15 protein-coding genes are annotated in these 16,019 nt (G+C 42.6%); 6 read left to right on the forward strand and 9 right to left on the reverse strand.

Going from position 1 to position 16,019, the window contains the following annotated elements:
• The first annotated feature begins 143 nt into the window (after positions 1–143).
• From holA to V7K85_RS20180, 3 genes are all read left to right on the forward strand, one after another.
• Positions 144–1,133, forward strand: coding sequence for a DNA polymerase III subunit delta (gene holA, locus V7K85_RS20170; protein ID WP_334815891.1), 990 nt, complete (start codon positions 144–146; stop codon positions 1,131–1,133).
• A gap of 109 nt (positions 1,134–1,242) precedes the next feature.
• Positions 1,243–1,725 carry a DUF4168 domain-containing protein gene (locus tag V7K85_RS20175; protein ID WP_334815893.1) on the forward strand — a complete coding sequence of 161 codons (483 nt, stop codon included), beginning with the start codon at positions 1,243–1,245 and terminating at the stop codon, positions 1,723–1,725.
• A 321-nt stretch (positions 1,726–2,046) separates the two neighbouring features.
• Positions 2,047–2,268 carry a hypothetical protein gene (locus V7K85_RS20180; protein WP_334815895.1) on the forward strand — a complete coding sequence of 74 codons (222 nt, stop codon included), beginning with the start codon at positions 2,047–2,049 and terminating at the stop codon, positions 2,266–2,268.
• Positions 2,269–2,489: 221 nt separating this feature from the next.
• Here V7K85_RS20180 and V7K85_RS20185 read toward each other — a convergent pair whose 3' ends face one another.
• The 3 genes from V7K85_RS20185 to V7K85_RS20195 form a co-directional block, all read right to left on the reverse strand.
• Entirely contained in the window at positions 2,490–3,101 is a 612-nt protein-coding gene (locus tag V7K85_RS20185) for a helix-turn-helix transcriptional regulator (RefSeq protein WP_334815984.1), read from the reverse strand.
• A 761-nt stretch (positions 3,102–3,862) separates the two neighbouring features.
• Complete coding sequence (locus V7K85_RS20190; protein ID WP_334815897.1) at positions 3,863–8,323, reverse strand: PAS domain S-box protein; 4,461 nt, start codon at positions 8,321–8,323, stop codon at positions 3,863–3,865.
• 187 nt (positions 8,324–8,510) lie between these two features.
• Entirely contained in the window at positions 8,511–10,886 is a 2,376-nt protein-coding gene (locus V7K85_RS20195) for a glycoside hydrolase family 31 protein (RefSeq protein ID WP_334815899.1), read from the reverse strand.
• A gap of 349 nt (positions 10,887–11,235) precedes the next feature.
• Here V7K85_RS20195 and V7K85_RS20200 point away from each other — a divergent pair, with 349 nt between their 5' ends.
• Positions 11,236–12,237, forward strand: coding sequence for a Vgb family protein (locus V7K85_RS20200; RefSeq protein WP_334815901.1), 1,002 nt, complete (start codon positions 11,236–11,238; stop codon positions 12,235–12,237).
• 184 nt (positions 12,238–12,421) lie between these two features.
• On the opposite strand, the gene V7K85_RS20205 is transcribed toward V7K85_RS20200, so the two are convergent.
• The 6 genes from V7K85_RS20205 to V7K85_RS20225 form a co-directional block, all read right to left on the reverse strand.
• Positions 12,422–12,760 carry a hypothetical protein gene (locus tag V7K85_RS20205; protein ID WP_334815903.1) on the reverse strand — a complete coding sequence of 113 codons (339 nt, stop codon included), beginning with the start codon at positions 12,758–12,760 and terminating at the stop codon, positions 12,422–12,424.
• Positions 12,760–13,152, reverse strand: coding sequence for a hypothetical protein (locus tag V7K85_RS20210; RefSeq protein WP_334815905.1), 393 nt, complete (start codon positions 13,150–13,152; stop codon positions 12,760–12,762). The genes V7K85_RS20205 and V7K85_RS20210 overlap by 1 nt, the downstream gene beginning before the upstream one ends.
• A gap of 111 nt (positions 13,153–13,263) precedes the next feature.
• Entirely contained in the window at positions 13,264–13,701 is a 438-nt protein-coding gene (locus tag V7K85_RS20215; RefSeq protein ID WP_334815907.1) for a divalent metal cation transporter, read from the reverse strand.
• A gap of 142 nt (positions 13,702–13,843) precedes the next feature.
• Positions 13,844–13,948: a hypothetical protein gene (locus tag V7K85_RS36595; RefSeq protein WP_442940606.1), complete on the reverse strand. Its 105-nt coding sequence runs from the start codon at positions 13,946–13,948 to the stop codon at positions 13,844–13,846.
• Positions 13,899–14,096 carry a hypothetical protein gene (locus tag V7K85_RS20220; protein WP_334815909.1) on the reverse strand — a complete coding sequence of 66 codons (198 nt, stop codon included), beginning with the start codon at positions 14,094–14,096 and terminating at the stop codon, positions 13,899–13,901. The genes V7K85_RS36595 and V7K85_RS20220 overlap by 50 nt, the downstream gene beginning before the upstream one ends.
• Positions 14,089–14,541 (reverse strand): hypothetical protein, encoded by a 453-nt coding sequence (locus V7K85_RS20225; RefSeq protein WP_334815911.1) that lies wholly within the window; start codon positions 14,539–14,541, stop codon positions 14,089–14,091. The genes V7K85_RS20220 and V7K85_RS20225 overlap by 8 nt, the downstream gene beginning before the upstream one ends.
• A gap of 564 nt (positions 14,542–15,105) precedes the next feature.
• Between V7K85_RS20225 and V7K85_RS20230 the strand changes: the two genes are divergently transcribed.
• Together V7K85_RS20230 and V7K85_RS20235 are read left to right on the forward strand one after the other, a co-directional pair.
• Positions 15,106–15,390: an FAD-dependent oxidoreductase gene (locus V7K85_RS20230; RefSeq protein WP_334815913.1), complete on the forward strand. Its 285-nt coding sequence runs from the start codon at positions 15,106–15,108 to the stop codon at positions 15,388–15,390.
• A gap of 88 nt (positions 15,391–15,478) precedes the next feature.
• Positions 15,479–15,706 (forward strand): FAD-dependent oxidoreductase, encoded by a 228-nt coding sequence (locus V7K85_RS20235; protein ID WP_334815986.1) that lies wholly within the window; start codon positions 15,479–15,481, stop codon positions 15,704–15,706.
• Positions 15,707–16,019: the final 313 nt, after the last annotated feature.

Raw genomic sequence — 16,019 nt, forward strand, 5'->3', positions numbered from 1 at the left:
AGTGAGGAGTTAGGAGTCATAAGAATTCTTTCCCAATGCCCAATACTTCTCTACAAGAGGCTGCGCCAACGGCTTCTCGTAGAGACGCTCTTGCGTTCGCTCAGTACAAGTGCCCAATGCCCCATGCCCAATGAGGTTTATCTATGCCAATCTATGTTTACTGGGGTGAAGATGATTTTGCCATAGAAAAAGCGATCGCTCTTTTGCGCGATCGCGTCCTCGATCCCCAATGGATAAGTTTTAACTACACTTCATTCCCCCCAGATCAAGCTGATGCTGCGATCCAGGGGTTAAATCAGGTGATGACACCCACTTTTGGCGCTGGTGGGCGCTTGGTATGGCTGATAAATACTACTCTTTGCCAGCACTGTCCAGAGAATGTGTTAGCAGAATTGGTGCGATCGCTACCAGTCATTCCCGAAAACTCATTTTTATTGCTCACCAGCCGAAACAAACCAGATGAACGCCTCAAATCTACGAAATTGTTAAAACAATTTGCTACCGAATTCCGAGAATTTCCGCTGATTCCCCCTTGGAAAACAGAATTGCTGGTGCAATCTGTTAATCAAGCAGCCCAGGCTGTGGGCGTGAAACTGACTGCCAATAGTGCCCAGTTGTTGGCAGAATCAGTAGGAAATGATACACGGCTTCTTTTCAATGAGTTAGAGAAATTGCGGCTATATGCCCAAGGTAGCAATAAGCCTTTAGACACAGATACTGTTACGAAGTTAGTAATAAATACTACTCAAAATAGCTTACAATTAGCAGCAGCAATCAGAACAGGAGATACAGCTAAAGCTTTGACAACGTTGGCGGATCTGATCAATGCTTCCGAGCCGGGATTACGGATAGTTGCCACACTAATTGGACAATTTCGCACCTGGGTATGGGTCAAGATTATGATAGAAAGTGGTGAGCGCAATCAACAAGCGATCGCTCAAGCTGCTGATATCGGTAATCCTAAACGGATCTACTTCTTACAGCAAGAAATCAGGCTGCTTTCTATGCAACAGTTAATCTCTTGCTTACCCCTACTACTGGAGTTAGAAGTGAGCCTCAAGCAAGGAGGATCAGAAATGTCAACACTCCAGACTAAAGTCATCGAACTTTGTCAAGTATGCCGAGGAAGTTGACAATCAAATATAAAAGCTTGATGTATTCAGCGGTTGCTGGAACTTCCAACTCCGAAAATAATTCCAAGTTCTTATAATATCCCTGATGTAGTTTTGTATTACACAGTATATGAAGAAAACTTCCAACTTCTTTTTCCGACCTAGCCGAAAGCGAATCCTTTGCCGATCATTCTTTTTCGGCGCGATCGCCACTGCGGGTGTAATTTCCAACGCCTTTTCATTAAGTTCAAAAGCTGACGCTCAAACTCCACCACCAATAGTTAATAATACTGAAATCAACAGCTACGCTCAAGCTGTCCTAGCAATGGAGCCAGCACGTCAAAATGCCTTTGAAGAAATTAAAAAACTTATTGGCAATGGAGAAATTCCCAAGATTGTTTGTAACGATTCTAATAGCATAAATGGTCTTCCCAGGAAGGCTCAAGACATCGCAGTCAATTACTGTACCCACTCTCAAAAAATTGTTGAAGATAATGGTTTGAGCATTGATCAGTTCAACAAAATTACTCTAGAACTACAAAATAACAATATGTTAAAACGGCAGGTTTACAATACCCTATTACGCCTGCAAAAAACTCCTGAGTCTCCGTAGTTAAAACTTTCATAAAGATTTGATCAGCTATAGATTATTCTGACTTTTCACGATTTTGCTTGTTGCGACTTATGTGAATTATAAAAATTATTCAGTCGCCATGCAAAACTTTGTTCTTATACCAGGGTTGACATTACCTCTTCTGTTAATTGATTAGCTTTACTTATGATATGACCAAAGAATTACTAATTCGTAATTCGTAATGACGCTTTCTACGAGACGCGTAAGGGACGTGGACTCGTTGGCGGCAGCCTCTCCAAGAGTTGAGGCTGCGAAGACAGTATAGCAGTGGACAAAGCCGTTAGGACAAGTTGGCGGTAGATGCTTTCAACAAGCGTACATTGTGAATTTATTTTTGTCCTAAGCTTCCTGTCCGTTGCTATATCAAAAAATTGGAATGGCAAACATCCTGTTGTTAAACTAGTCACTAAAACTTATGAACTAGGAGCTAAGCTAACTATTGAAGTTATGTCAACAATTGAGAAACAAATCAAGCGTTTGACTTATTCAAGCCATGAAACTTTCCCGGATTTAGGGAAATAGTTTATTGATATTTGCTATGGAATAACATAGTTTTAAAAAATAGTTATTAACGTTTTTTGTCACATAATTAATAATACTACCAATAATAACACTTTTGACGCAAAGTCAGGAAAGTGCAGATTTTCATGCTTATTTGGGGAGGGCAAAGGTTGCTCTCCCCCCTCTCGAATGATTATCATTTTCAGCAACTGTATATTTTATTTCTTGGAAGTCCCTTAATACTATTCAACTACAAGACATGCTTGTCGCTTGGTGTAAATATTTTTCATGTGCTTTTTCACTGTGTTTATAGTGATGTAAAGCTTAGTGGCAATTTCTTTGTAGCTGTAGTTACTTCTATAGAGAAACCAAATTTCAGCTTCTCGTGGCGTCAGGTCAAATTTTTTAACTTCAGTGATTGCTAAATTTTTCAGAGACTCATATTGGTTTTCGATGGTCACTAATAAGCAAGGCAGTTCAAAACCATCTAAATCTAGCAGTCTCACCCTAACACGAAAAACATTTGACTTATCAAGCACAACCTCATCCGACAGAATGATCAGTTTATCAGAAAACAAATACCGATTGCTAAGTAACGATTCACAAAGATTCCAAATGGCTGGCGGGACAAAATTTTGGTTGAAATTACCTTGATTGAATTGACAACAAAAGCGATGAGCAGATGCATTAGCATGAACTACTTCACCAGTTTGGCTTAAAATTAATATACCGTCTTCTAAGCCTTCAATTACTTCTTGTAAAAAATCAGCTCGCTTCGAGTCATATGAGTCAATACTATCTAGCTGTTCTGGTTCAGCTACTGTTTTTACTAATGTCTTTGTTAGGGCAATCATATGAGGTATGGTAATGTATAAAATCATGCTTATTTATTAGAATCATGGGCATTTAAATATGCACCATTGATTTTTTGGATGATTATCTGAGCAAATTTGCTCAGCCACCGCAGTGGACGGGTTAAGAGGCATAAAGCAAGTAGCGTTAGCGTAGCAATAGCGATGTAGAAGCGTCACCCGAAGAGTGAATACTCCAGATGAATCACGCTAATCAAGATAAATGAAAGTTTTTTTTACATTAATTACCTAAAATACTCAAGTGACAGTTTATGTAGTCTACTTAAATTAAGTTAGGTTACATAATTTCAATACAACTCCTGAATTGCCTATTTCGGAAGCCGCTTTAATAGGCTTCGGATAATATTTCTGTCTTGAAGCAACTTATAGCGGTTCTCAATTGCATAGAATACAGACCTAACAAGAACAGCCCCAACCCTTGTAGCGTTGGGGAGTAAGATTCCATTCCTCTCTCCTTTTAGGAGAGAGGAATGGAAGTGAGGTCAGAGTGTATTGCATCCAAAGGAGAAGCGCTATATACTAAATAACGAACACCCCAAAAGACAATAATTATTCAGATCTAAATAAAAATATACACATAAATAATATTTTTATAATGCAGGTATTCACTAACTACGCTAAATTGCAAAGAAAAAAACTGTTTTTTGGTAATTGGAAAAAACTTGGAATTTTAGATAAATTTTGATATTAGGAAAAAGGGAATGGGACAGAATTTAATTCATATTCTCTATTTCCTATTTTCTCTAAGTCCGTCCAACAAGACTGGCGACTACTGTAGCTAACTCAGCTGGCTCAATAGGTTTAGGTAAATGCAGCTGATAACCTTCTTGTATAGCTCGCATCCGATCCTCTGCTCTAGCATCAGCTGTCAACGCTGCTGCGGGAATATTTCCTCCTAATTCTGGTGGTTGCGATCGCACTTTGCGGATCAAAGAATAACCATCCTCCTGGGGCATACCGATGTCGCTGACTAAAACATCTGGTTTCCACTGTGTAATTACTTGCAATGCTTCTTGAACTGATGCTACAGCCTGAACTTCGGCTTGGCACTGTTCGAGTACTGTGGTGATAAATTCACGGGTATCGGCTTGGTCATCTACAACCAGCACGCGCACGCCAAACAGAGAGAGGGAGGGAGGGGGAGAGGGAGAGAGGAGCAAAGAGGCGGAATGGGAAAGGGGCGGACTCTTCAGAAGTGGTAGTTTGACTGTAAACGTCGCTCCTTGCTGTTCACCTGGACTATTTGTGTGGATAGTACCGCCATGTAATTCTACTAAATGACTCACAATCGCTAATCCTAGTCCTAATCCACCATAGGATCTAGTGCTAGAACTATCAGCTTGACGAAAGCGATCGAAGACGTAAGGAAGAAAGTCAGGACTGATACCAATGCCTGTGTCAATCACCTGAATTTGGGCATATTTATCCGTTGTCTGTTGTTTTTCTGGGTCAGTGACTACTGACAATTGCACCTCTACCCGTCCTCCTACGGGTGTGAATTTGATGGCATTGGATAGCAGATTCCAGATGATTTGCTGCAAGCGCTCGAAATCCCCAGAAATTAAGAATTGAGAATTTTCGCCAAGCTTGCTGTCCTCTGAGTGTTGATTGGTTTGGGATTGTGCTTCTAGAGATTCTAGATTTTCGCGATTGATTCCTAATCCCCAATCTGACTTTGGCGCGAAAGTGACCACGGGGAGTATCCCTGGTGGCGCATTTCGCGTTTCTTTTGAGGGAATGAGGGAAAATCTCAAATCGATTTCCTTGGACTGGGCGGCTAAACTAACAGTCTCGATGGCTGACTCAATCATCCCAACCAAATCGCAAGTACCAACATTGAGGCGTAACTTGCCTCTAATCATTCGCGATATATCCAGCAGGTCTTCAATTAGCTGGGTTTGCGCTTTCGCATTCCGCTCAATTGTCTCCATAGCCCTAGCCATTTGGGTTTCACTGAGCTTGCTTCGTTGCAGTAATTGCGCCCAGGCAAGGATGGCATTGAGTGGCGATCGCAACTCGTGGGACAATATCCCTAAGAATTCATCCTTCATACGGTTGGCCTCTTGCAACTGCTCAGTTTGTTGTTGCAAAGAAGCAATTAAACTAGCCCGTTCCATTGCGATCGCTATTTGGTCGCATACTGCTTGCATCATTCCCTTTTGATTGTCGGTGAAGCTTAACCGAGTCCGGCTACCAAAAGAAAGAGTACCCAACAGCCGTCCTTGGGCGATCAACGGATAACTATAATAAGCAGTAATACCTAAAGAGCGAATCAATTCTGTTTTCGGGTCAGTTGATTGCTGCACATTTTCTACAGCTATGGGATGGCGTGAGAGCGCTACAGTACCGCAAACCGCTTCAGCAAATGCCAAAAATTCAATTTCCTTAGCCAGTTCCTGGGAAATGCCACTGTAAGACCCCAACCGCATTACCTGAGAGTTATCCTCAACCAAATAGTTAAAGTAAATATCTAAACCAATTTGGTCTCTTAGTTTTTGGTAGACGCTATCGATTAGTAGTACTGGTTCTTGGCTTGATAGTAAATCGTTGGCTGTGTCAAATAGTAGCTTTAGCCTTTTGTAACCTAACGAGAGGGCTTTTTCTGCCTGCTTGAGGTTGCTAATCTCTTGGAACACCAAAATACAGGTAGCCGGATGACCGTGCATTGCTGGCAAGGTATCGGCAAATATTAGTAGAGAGCGCACACCAGCAGGAGTGTGCCAGTCTACCTCCAATCCATTCAGGCGTTCGCCAAGGGCAACCCGCACTCCTGGCATTTGCTCATTGGGGATGCGATCGCCAGCCGCATTCGTGTAGTGGTAAACTGTGTGATACTCTGCGGCTGGTACACCTTTGGGAAATTCGCCCCCAGCTAATTCGTCAGCAGAGCGATTAGCAAAAGTTACCCGCGCCGTTCCTGGTTCAATAAACAGCAACGGTCTTGGCATCAGATTTAACACATCCTCCAGCCATTTTTGCTGATTTAGGAGTACTTCCTCTGCCTGTTTGCGCTCCGTAATATCTAAAAATGCACCAACGCTTCCTCTGGTTTTACCTTCTTCGTCAAACAGGGGTGCAATGGACTCCAACAGGTTGACAATTTTTCCATTTTCATGGACAACATCGAGTTCATAATCCAGAACTTCGACACCATGAGTGGCAGAGTATTGCATCGGGAGTTCCTCTGCTGAGAGTTCCCTTCCTTCTCGGTAGAATTTAAAGCTTGTCGGTTTTTCGTCACTGGGAGCATTGAGCGAGGCATTTGTATCTGAGGATATCCCCAACTGCTTGGCAAAAGCAGGGTTGACCTTGATATTTTGGCATTTTGGATCTTCGGCAATGCCAATTCCAATGGGAATCACCTCCAACAAAGTTTGTAACTCAGCAATGCGGCGCTGTAAATCCTTGTTTAGTTGTAAGATTTGTTCCTTAGCCTGTTTTTGTTCGCTGATGTTGCGAGTCACAGTTGCTAAGGCAATTGGCTGACCTGTCTTATTGTCTGTAAGAGTGAAGATGTTGTAATCAACTGGTATCGGTTGACCTGTTTGGAGGTGGCAAAAGCAGAATTCTCCCTGCCAGCGCCCTTGTAATAGTACAGTCGGCAGTATATGTTCTTGAAAATAGGCTTTGTCTTTGGGCATGAAGTAATCTAATACTGCCTTTTGCCTGACTTCATCAAGACTTGCAAGCCCTACCAGCTTTTGACCTGCATCATTTATGTAGAGTAATTGACCTTCAAGGGTGGCGATGCCGATAAAGTCAGAGCTATTTTCTACCAGCGATACTAATTTTTGTTGCTCTGCTTCTGCTTGCTTGCGTTCGCTCAAGTCGAGGATAAATGCTACTGACTCTTCCCGGTTTTCTCCTAGCAGCACGTAACCAACTAAAACCGGGATACGGCTACCATCTTTGCGAATATATTCTTTCTCGTAGGGCGTACAAGCAGCGTTGGCGCTTCCTTGTGCTTCGGCGACACTTCGCTCATCCAAATATAGATACTCTGGTGGTGTGATATTGCTCCAACTTAGCCTGCCTGCTAACAAATCCTCCCGCGTGTAACCAATCATCCTCAAGAATTCGTCGTTTGCTTGCTGGATACCGCCATACACGTCGCCAAACAGAATGCCGATGACGTTAGCATCTACAAAACTTCCCAGTTTAGCTTCGTAGGTTCTCAGTGCTTCTTGGGCAAGATCATGTTGATAGCTGAGACGTTCAATAATCGCCGCACTTTGCCAAATCAAAATAGTAAAAATCACAATCAGGACGATCGCAAACACCGATATTGCAAACGCCGGATCGTATTGTCCTGCCCGTTGACCTTCAACAATTACCCACCCCAATCCAAAAGGTACTGCGATCGCGGCAATTAATAAACGACGTGCAAGTAAGCCGCCGTCAGTATCACTTGTAACTACCCTCATTAACCCCTGTTTTGCCCGTGCCCACAGAATGCCTATACTTAGTAAGAGGAACAACACCGCTGTGTGTAAGGCCATTGATGTTGTATGAGGGGCAAGTCCGTAGAGAACTTTTACTTTGTAGGTATAGCCCATGAGCGCCTGAAAGGAAATTAAAGTAGCGATCAGAGCGATAATCTGGGCATACCAATAACTGCGGTGGGTTTTTGGATAAACCAGAAACTGTAGGGCGACGCTGACCAGCATAAAGTTCACTGCTGTGTTTACTCCCATTCGCCCTGAATGCGTCGCTATACTAGTTAGCGAATCACGAAACAGTAGCTCGTCAATGCCGAAATTCCAGCTAAACAGATATTCACAGAGTGTGAGCGCAGCAATTGTGGTGACAGCTATTGCACACACCTTAGAAATTAGAAGAATAGGGAAGTGGGGAAATAATTTTGAGTTGCACCTTTGGTGCGGTTCCAGCGCAACTTGAATTTTGAGAGAAGTCGGAGCGCTGGCTTCCAGCGATCTGAACTTCGGTGATTTTGAATTGTTTTCCCCTGCTTTTAAAAATAGCCATAGCGACACACCACACAGCACAAAACACAGCGCTGTGTTGACTTTCATTGTGGCAGGACTACCAAGGAAGCCGCGCTTCAGAACTTCAATGCCAAGCCACCAGCCAACTAGTACCAAGCTGCCAACCAAAACAGCGATCGCACTTGCGACTTTTGCCACAAGTGAATCTGTAGGGATTTTAGATATATCTTGCAGCCGCAAGCGGTTAATGTTTAACATTGAGTGTTCTCTAACCGCATCTATCTAGCGTAGTAAACTTACGTATTTCTTACGGTTTAATCATTTCTATCTTTTGTATTGTATGTTACGCCTTGACTTGCTTTTCATCTACCTCTATGCATATTTTTTGTTGCACAATTTAGAGTAAGAAATAATGGTGGTTCAAAAAACCACCTTTACGAGTATTTCAAAATTGCAGAGGATGACGCTTACCATCGTCTTGGAAACGTTGCTCTCCAACACCAACAAGTTCTACAATCACTTCACGCGCTGGAGGTGTCCATTCCCCAACTCTTGCTCCAATTTCGACTACTATTTGGTTTGCCTGAGTAAATACGCTTATATTTGTTAGCGAAAACTTTTTATCTTGATACTCGTTTGTCTGGCCATCATCTTCAAATAGCTGATATTCGTTATTACCAGGCCAAATCCGTAATCGGATCTCGTCGAGTGGGGCTTGATCAACGTATTGCCTGACAGGTTGCATGGGAACGATCGCACCGCCACGGACATACAGTGGCATTCTTTCTAGTGGTGCATGAGCAAGAATGTGAATCGGGCCTTCATAATGCTCACCACTCCACCAATCATACCAAGTGCCGGCGGGTAAATAGACAGCTCGATGCTCAATTCCAGGGCGGTAAATTGGTGCAGCCATCAGCGACGCACCTAGCAATACCTGATCGTAGAGGCTATAGGTTTTCGGATCGTTGGGGAAATGGTATAATAATGGTCTTAAAATCGGTGCGCCCGTTGTTACCGCTTCCCAGAAAAGAGTATAGATGTAGGGAAGTAACTGGTAGCGTAGATTAATGTATTCTCGACAGATATTTTCAACGCGATCGCCAAATACCCAAGGTTCATGACGAGCAGTAGACATTGCCGAATGACCGCGCATCATTGGGTACAGCATTCCTACCTGCATCCAGCGAGCAAATAATTCAGCTGTGGCGTTACCAGCAAACCCGCCAATATCGCAACCCACAAACCCCACACCAGAAAGTCCCATGTTGCAAAGCATCGGCAAAGACATTTCTAAATGCTCCCACAACGATTGGTTATCTCCCATCCATACAGAAGACCAGCGCTGCACACCAGCATAACCCGATCGCGTTAACACAAACGATCGCTCTGAGTTTCGATGCCGTTGTAAGCCTTCATAGCAAGCTTTAGCCATCATCAACCCATACAAGTTATGCACTTCTGTATGAGTCACATCAATTTTAGATTTTGGATTTTGGATTTTGGATTGTGAATTATCCCCATCTCCCCCCTGTGGTGCATCTAGCGGAAACCAAATTTTTTCACCTTCATCACCAAAGGGGCGATCGTTTATAGCAGGTTCATTCATATCATTCCAAATTCCTGCCACACCAACATCGGTTAAGCTTTTGTGTAAATCAGCCCACCAGTTAGACACATCAGGAAGTAAAAAGTCAGGAAAAACAGCTTTCTCAGGCCAAACGTAGCCGTGGAACAACGCACCATCGGCTTTACGCACAAAATAGTCGTTTTCTAATCCTTGGTCAAAAACGTGATAATTGCCTTCTGGTTCATACTTTACACCAGGATCAATGATTGTAACTGTTTTGAAGCCATCCTGTGCTAAATCACTAATGAGTTTTGCGGCGTTGGGGAAACGCTGAGGACTCCAGGTAAACACCCGATAGCCCCGCATATAGTCAATATCCAAGTGAATAACATCGCAGGGAATGCGGCGTTGACGAAATTCCTTTGCTAGTTCCCGCACAACGCTTTCTGATTCGTAACTCCAACGGCATTGATGATAACCTAGCGCCCATTTCGGCGGTAATGGCATTCTCCCAGTTAGCTGAGTATAAGTCTCTAGGATTTGGGCTGGTTCAGGGCCGTAGATAATGTAATAATCCAATTCACCGCCACGAGTCTCCATCTTCCAAATACCTGGTTGTTCAGCACCAATATCGAACTGACTCCAAAAAGTGGTATTGAAAAAGATGCCATAGCTTACCTGAGGGCGCAAAGCCATAAAAAATGGAATTGCCTGGTACATTTCATCAGTTAGTGCATCATAATCTAAGGAATCCGTTGTCCAGTTGGTTTTTACTTGGCTGAGTTTATCTAAAAAGCCTGTGCGTTCACCAAAGCCATAGAAATGTTCATCGGCTGCAATTTCCTTCCACCCTGCAACTGCGCCCATCCGCCAACCTGTACCCATCTCTGCATCTTGGGCAAAGGGGCGATTATCTTTATCGAAACAGGCGATGCGACACTTTTCTCGCTGGACGCACACACGAATCTGTGCTGTTTCAATTTCTACCGTTGTTTCAGTTTCCTGGACTGTAAAAGGTGTTGTCGCCCATTCTGTATCATCCAGCGTCACTGCCCAAGAGCGGCGAGGCATAAATTCTCCATTCAGTGCAAAACGCACGCGGATTAAATTGGGGGCAAGTACACTGATGGTCAGACGTGAGTCGCCACAGTCAAAATTAATAATATTATTGTCGCAGGTTACAGCTTTTACATTGCCAATGGTTGTCCAAGGTTGATTGGTAGTAGGTAGTTTTCCGAAATATTGCGGCATATCAGTTATTAAACAGATTAATACTTGTCCGCATTTCATGATTACAGAGATACTCAGCCTGAAACTCTTTCTTTCGCTAGAAGTTGGGTGAAAGATTAGGAGATATTTTTTACCAAGAATGGTTTTTGTAATGCACAAACTGCTGTTACCATACTCAATACCAATACGCTTGGCTTTGTGGAAATTTATCCGTTGAGGCAGCCAGAGCAGAGGATGCAGGCAAAGTAGGGCAGGGTAAACGCATCTAAATTACTTTTGCTTACAACCAAAGTTAACAACCAACAAGGATAGGCTACAAATCTATGATTAACTGTACTAAGTAATTATGGTTATAGGAGCTAACAAAATTATGAGATTTTTGAATTTTTGTCAGATCAGCCTCCCACTGATAAGCTTTGTCTTGCTAGGGTGGATAGCCCCAAGAGCTAACGCAGCACTTTTAGCGGGGAGTTATTATAATAACTCCGTTCTGCGCTATGACGAAAAAACGGGAGAATTCATTGATGACTTCGTTCCTTCCGATAGTGGCGGACTAAAGGGAGCAACTGGTTTAACTATTGGACCCGATAAAAATCTCTATGTTAGTAGTATTTTGAGCGGTAGCGTCCAACGTTACGACGGAAAAACAGGGAATTTCATTAGTACCTTTGTTCCTTCCGGTAGTGGTGGACTAGATTCACCTGAAGACTTGGTTTTTGGACCTGACAGCAACCTCTACGTTACCAGTATTAACAGCCGCACTAGTAATAGTGTTCTACGCTACAACGGGCAAACTGGAGCTTTTATCGACACTTTTGTGCCATCAGGTAGCGGCGGACTCAGTGCACCTTTTAGTTTGAGCTTTGGTTCAGACGGAAACCTCTACGTCAGTAGTACTCTTACTAATAGTATTTTAAGGTACAACGGGCAAACTGGAGCTTTTATCGACACTTTTGCAACAGAGCAAAAAGGGTCAGAACTTGGTGGCTTGACCTTTGGACCAGACGGCAATCTCTACGTCGCTAACTTTAAGACTAACAATATTTCGCGTTTTAATGGTAAGACAGGAGCCTTTATCAATACTTTTGTCCCGGCTGGCAGTGGCGGACTCAATGATCCTGTTAAGCCAATCTTCGGTCCCGACGGAAACCTTTATGTCAGTGATTTAAATAGTAACAATGTGTTGCGTTATGACGGCAAGACAGGAGCTTTTATTGACACCTTTATCCCAGCCGGTAGAGGCGGATTAAATGGGGCTGGCTTTTTGGCTTTCACTGAAGACACAACTGTTGTTCCTGAACCTAGAATCGGGCTAGCTGTATTGGCGGTTGGTGCTGTGCTAGGAGCAAGCAAGGTACTTAACCGTAAGTAGAAAGCCATATCATAAAAATCTAGCTTGCTTAAGAGCAGGTAATAATTACGAATTACGTAAGCGCCACGCAAAGCGAGTCCGCATACCTCTACTCTTAAGCAAGCTACGAACAGCGTCTCCCAGAAAGCGTCATTATCAATTACGAATTATTTTGACATCATACTTCTGTCTCCTTCAAGCCAAGTTACTCTATATCCTGCGGTTGCTCGTTTAATGACTTTAATGCATCTAAACTACAACGCAAACGCGGCTTGTCAGGGTCAGTCAAATCTAGCTTGTCCCAAGGTACTGTATAACCACCGTAAATTTTACGCGCCCCAAGTAGATGCAAAATTTTTAACCCAATTGTCCAAGCGGATAGCCGTTCTAACACCGCAGCATAACCGATAAGATATTCCTTAACAATCCATTCTTCGCCTTGTTGTTCGGCGCGTACTTCCTCAATGCGTCCGACGGCTTTACCAGTTGAGTCTAATAGTGGTTTACTCAGTAGTAATTCTAGATGAATTTCACGAGTTGTCATTATCCCCCTCCTGGAATTCGGGCGATGATGCAATCGCGCAACCATTTTTCATAATTTAAGACTGGTGTTGCTTCACCTTCAACATCGACTTCGACATCAATACCAATATCCCGCACTTTTGACCACGGAATCCGAAACGGTTCACTTTGTTTAGCACCCCATTTACTTACAATTGCTGCTACCAAACGTGCCAAGCGCGGATTTAGCCGTTTGGTAAGGGTTGTCACTCCTACTTCAATATAAGCAAGTCGTGGTGGTTCGCGTAGGCTTTGCCCGCCGAAGGCATCGCGCAACTCCATCACAATGCCATCGACTTTACCCATTTTGCGTTGATTGCGGTCAACCAATTGGTTATCAAGAACATCTCTAATAACATTCCATTTTCTTATCACTTCCCGTTAATTATTGATAGATTTACCAAGTCACAGAGTCGCAAAGATTGCAAAGGAATAAAATGTTATAAATCCTAATCCAAAATTTAAAATCTAAAATATAAAATCGATTTATCCTCCAATAATTTCCAGTGCAATAGCAACGATCGCTAGCACAAATGTCAGCGCAATTGTAAAAATAACAACGCTGTTACTAATCCACCCGTTGCGATACTTGCCAACATATAATTCATCGTTCATTAAAACAAAAAAAGGTATAATTACAGGCGGCAAAATCACCGCTGTAATTGCCATTGAAAACAAAGTCAATTGCAATGGATCGATACCAAATACCATCAGTAACGAGGCGAGAAAGACAAACACAGTATAGACCAAACTAAAGCGTGCGGCATCTTTTGGTTTAAGATTTTCGCCCCAATTCCAACCAAAAGCTTGGGCCACAATATACGCTGTATCGAGGCTTACCTTCAGTGCTGCACCAAAGCAAGCAATCCCTAAAGATGCCGCAAATAGCACAAAGCCCCAGTAACCAAGGGTTTCTGTCAACATCAGCGCCGCCTATTCATAGCTATCAACCTGGATACCTTTGGGATTGAGTACCAGTGCTGCCACAATCAAGACTGCCAGCGATACGATACTACCAAAGCCCATCCCCAAACCAGCAACAGCGCGATTCACACTGATATACCCTTCAATCCCATTTATCTTCTACTGCACCAGATGAGTAGAAATAAAACAAGTACGGGCTAATCACTGCCCCCAGGATGCCAACGGCAAGGTATAAGTAATGTGCGATGTCTTGTTGTGGCAGAGTTGGCAATAAACCAGAGCCAAGTTGTGTTAATGATGGATCCAGCTTCCGCAGCAGTAGCGATCGCACCTACATCCAAAAAGCTGCCGATACTGGTAACAATACCAAGAGCGATTTCAAAAATTTTATTCATTGGTTTGCCCTGCAACTTTTCTTAGCTTGTTTAACGCTTGCTTTTCTGCTGCTAATTCTCCAAGTTTTTGCTGTACCAATGAACGATTCTTTTGTGCCACAGCCTTGGACATTTCCTCTGTTTTATTTGCTAACTGTAAAATTTCAGCTAATAACACTGATTTATCATGTTCACTTACATCTTTAGATAATTTTATTTTGTCTATTTTCTCTTTTTGTTTTCGCAGTTCTTCCTGGGCTTTTTTCAATGTTTGTTCAGCATATTTATTTGGCACAACATCGCGTATCCAGGCATCACCAACCATATTTGCTGTTGCTACCCAAGAAGAGACACTTTGTGTTTCTTTGTCCATATCTTCTGCGGACGTTTTATCACTGCAAGAAACTAACAATGTCAATATTAATAAACAATTAATTACAGATGCCAACTTATCAAGCTCTGGCATTCCTAGACCCTCCATAGCCAACATAAGTATATTTCTTTTATTACTTTGACAATAGTCTACATCTCTCTAGCGAAAGATTTTGCAAATACTAGTTTAAATTTCAATACGCTTGGGTTAAGGCTTGATCCTCCCTAACCGTCCTTAAAAAGGAGGGAATTAGGACTTACGCATTGACAGGAAATCCCAAATGTGTTGTATGGATTTCAGGCATTAAGCCTTGATTTTTCGACCGTTTTTAGGCGATCGCTATTTATCAAAGCATAATTGGTCAAAGTCTGAAACGACGTATTTTCGTCAATGCACAAGATAATAAATTTGTACAGTGCGTAAGTCCTAGGAATTAGAGCTAGCCTGAAAAAAGGGGGTTGGGAGAATCTTCCGAGGCAAAATATCACTAACACCAAGCGTATTGGTTTAAATTTAATATTTATTTTTTAATTAAAAAGCATTTTATTAACGTAAATTAGCTTTGCCAATACTAATAATGGTTTTATTGATAATTTATGGTAAATTAAAAGTCAAAAAAATTATATAATAATCTAACTTGTTTTAATAGGATATTTTTTGGCAAATTTATCCCCAAGAAAGTATATTTTTACTGTCGATCATAGTGCAGATGTGTGCGTTGTCGGTGCTGGGATAGCGGCGATGTCAACTGCTTATATGTTCCGTGAAGGTGAGTCAGTAGTGGTGCTGGATGATCGCCCCATTGGTGGCGGTCAAACGGCAATAACAACGGCACACCTATCGAATGTGCTGACTTCCCGTTACCACGAACTGGAGCAAATGCACGGTAAAGAGGGCGCAAAATTGTTGCTCAAAGTCATACAACAGCAATTAATACTATAGAGGCGATCGCTACCCAAGAAAACATTAACTGCGACTTTGAGCGACTGACGGCTATCTCTTTCCCTCAGAGCGAAAATCAATAGATGAGATTCAGCACGAGTTAGAAGCAGTACACCGGGCTGGACTCACCTCAGTAGAAATGGTAAAGAAATCGCCCCTGACTGATTTTGATACAGGAGTGTATCTACGCTTTCCTCAACAAGGGCAATTTGACCCACTCAAGTATCTAGCTGGACTTACAGAAGTAATTGAACGCCGTGGCGGTAGAATTTATCCTGGGACGCACGTAGAAAAAATCAAAGGAGCTTTAGCCTGACTCGAAACAACTACTTGAATTTCCATATCTTGAGACGGATAAGAGGTCAAATATTCACAAATGTTTTGTTGAGTGGGCAAACAGCCCACTGTTTTATTGTCAATCTCGTAAATATAGGGGAACTTCTTCTTCTGGGTTATGGTCACTTTATGTCACCTTGAACAGCAAGCAGGCTCCCACTGTAACCGCTCAAGCGTAAGCGTAGCCCAACCAAGGCATCACAGCCCTTTATGTCCAATTTAACTTACCCTAACTCTTCGGCAAGCCGCCGTTCGCATCTAAAGGTGCGTACAGTTACTGTTATCCGTTGTCA

The sequence above is a fragment of the Nostoc sp. genome (assembly GCF_036917615.1).
In the GTDB taxonomy this organism is placed as follows: domain Bacteria; phylum Cyanobacteriota; class Cyanobacteriia; order Cyanobacteriales; family Nostocaceae; genus Nostoc.

What these genes read in the sequence shown, in the direction of transcription:
- V7K85_RS20185 (WP_334815984.1), bottom strand. Translation starts at nt 3,101, where the DNA reads ATGATTGCCCTAACAAAGACATTAGTAAAAACAGTAGCTGAACCAGAA.
- V7K85_RS20180 (WP_334815895.1), top strand. Translation starts at nt 2,047, where the DNA reads ATGCTTTCAACAAGCGTACATTGTGAATTTATTTTTGTCCTAAGCTTC.
- holA (WP_334815891.1), top strand. Translation starts at nt 144, where the DNA reads ATGCCAATCTATGTTTACTGGGGTGAAGATGATTTTGCCATAGAAAAA.
- V7K85_RS20190 (WP_334815897.1), bottom strand. Translation starts at nt 8,323, where the DNA reads ATGTTAAACATTAACCGCTTGCGGCTGCAAGATATATCTAAAATCCCT.
- V7K85_RS20225 (WP_334815911.1), bottom strand. Translation starts at nt 14,541, where the DNA reads ATGCCAGAGCTTGATAAGTTGGCATCTGTAATTAATTGTTTATTAATA.
- V7K85_RS20220 (WP_334815909.1), bottom strand. Translation starts at nt 14,096, where the DNA reads ATGAATAAAATTTTTGAAATCGCTCTTGGTATTGTTACCAGTATCGGC.
- V7K85_RS20205 (WP_334815903.1), bottom strand. Translation starts at nt 12,760, where the DNA reads ATGACAACTCGTGAAATTCATCTAGAATTACTACTGAGTAAACCACTA.
- V7K85_RS20215 (WP_334815907.1), bottom strand. Translation starts at nt 13,701, where the DNA reads ATGTTGACAGAAACCCTTGGTTACTGGGGCTTTGTGCTATTTGCGGCA.
- V7K85_RS20175 (WP_334815893.1), top strand. Translation starts at nt 1,243, where the DNA reads ATGAAGAAAACTTCCAACTTCTTTTTCCGACCTAGCCGAAAGCGAATC.
- V7K85_RS20200 (WP_334815901.1), top strand. Translation starts at nt 11,236, where the DNA reads ATGAGATTTTTGAATTTTTGTCAGATCAGCCTCCCACTGATAAGCTTT.
- V7K85_RS20195 (WP_334815899.1), bottom strand. Translation starts at nt 10,886, where the DNA reads ATGCCGCAATATTTCGGAAAACTACCTACTACCAATCAACCTTGGACA.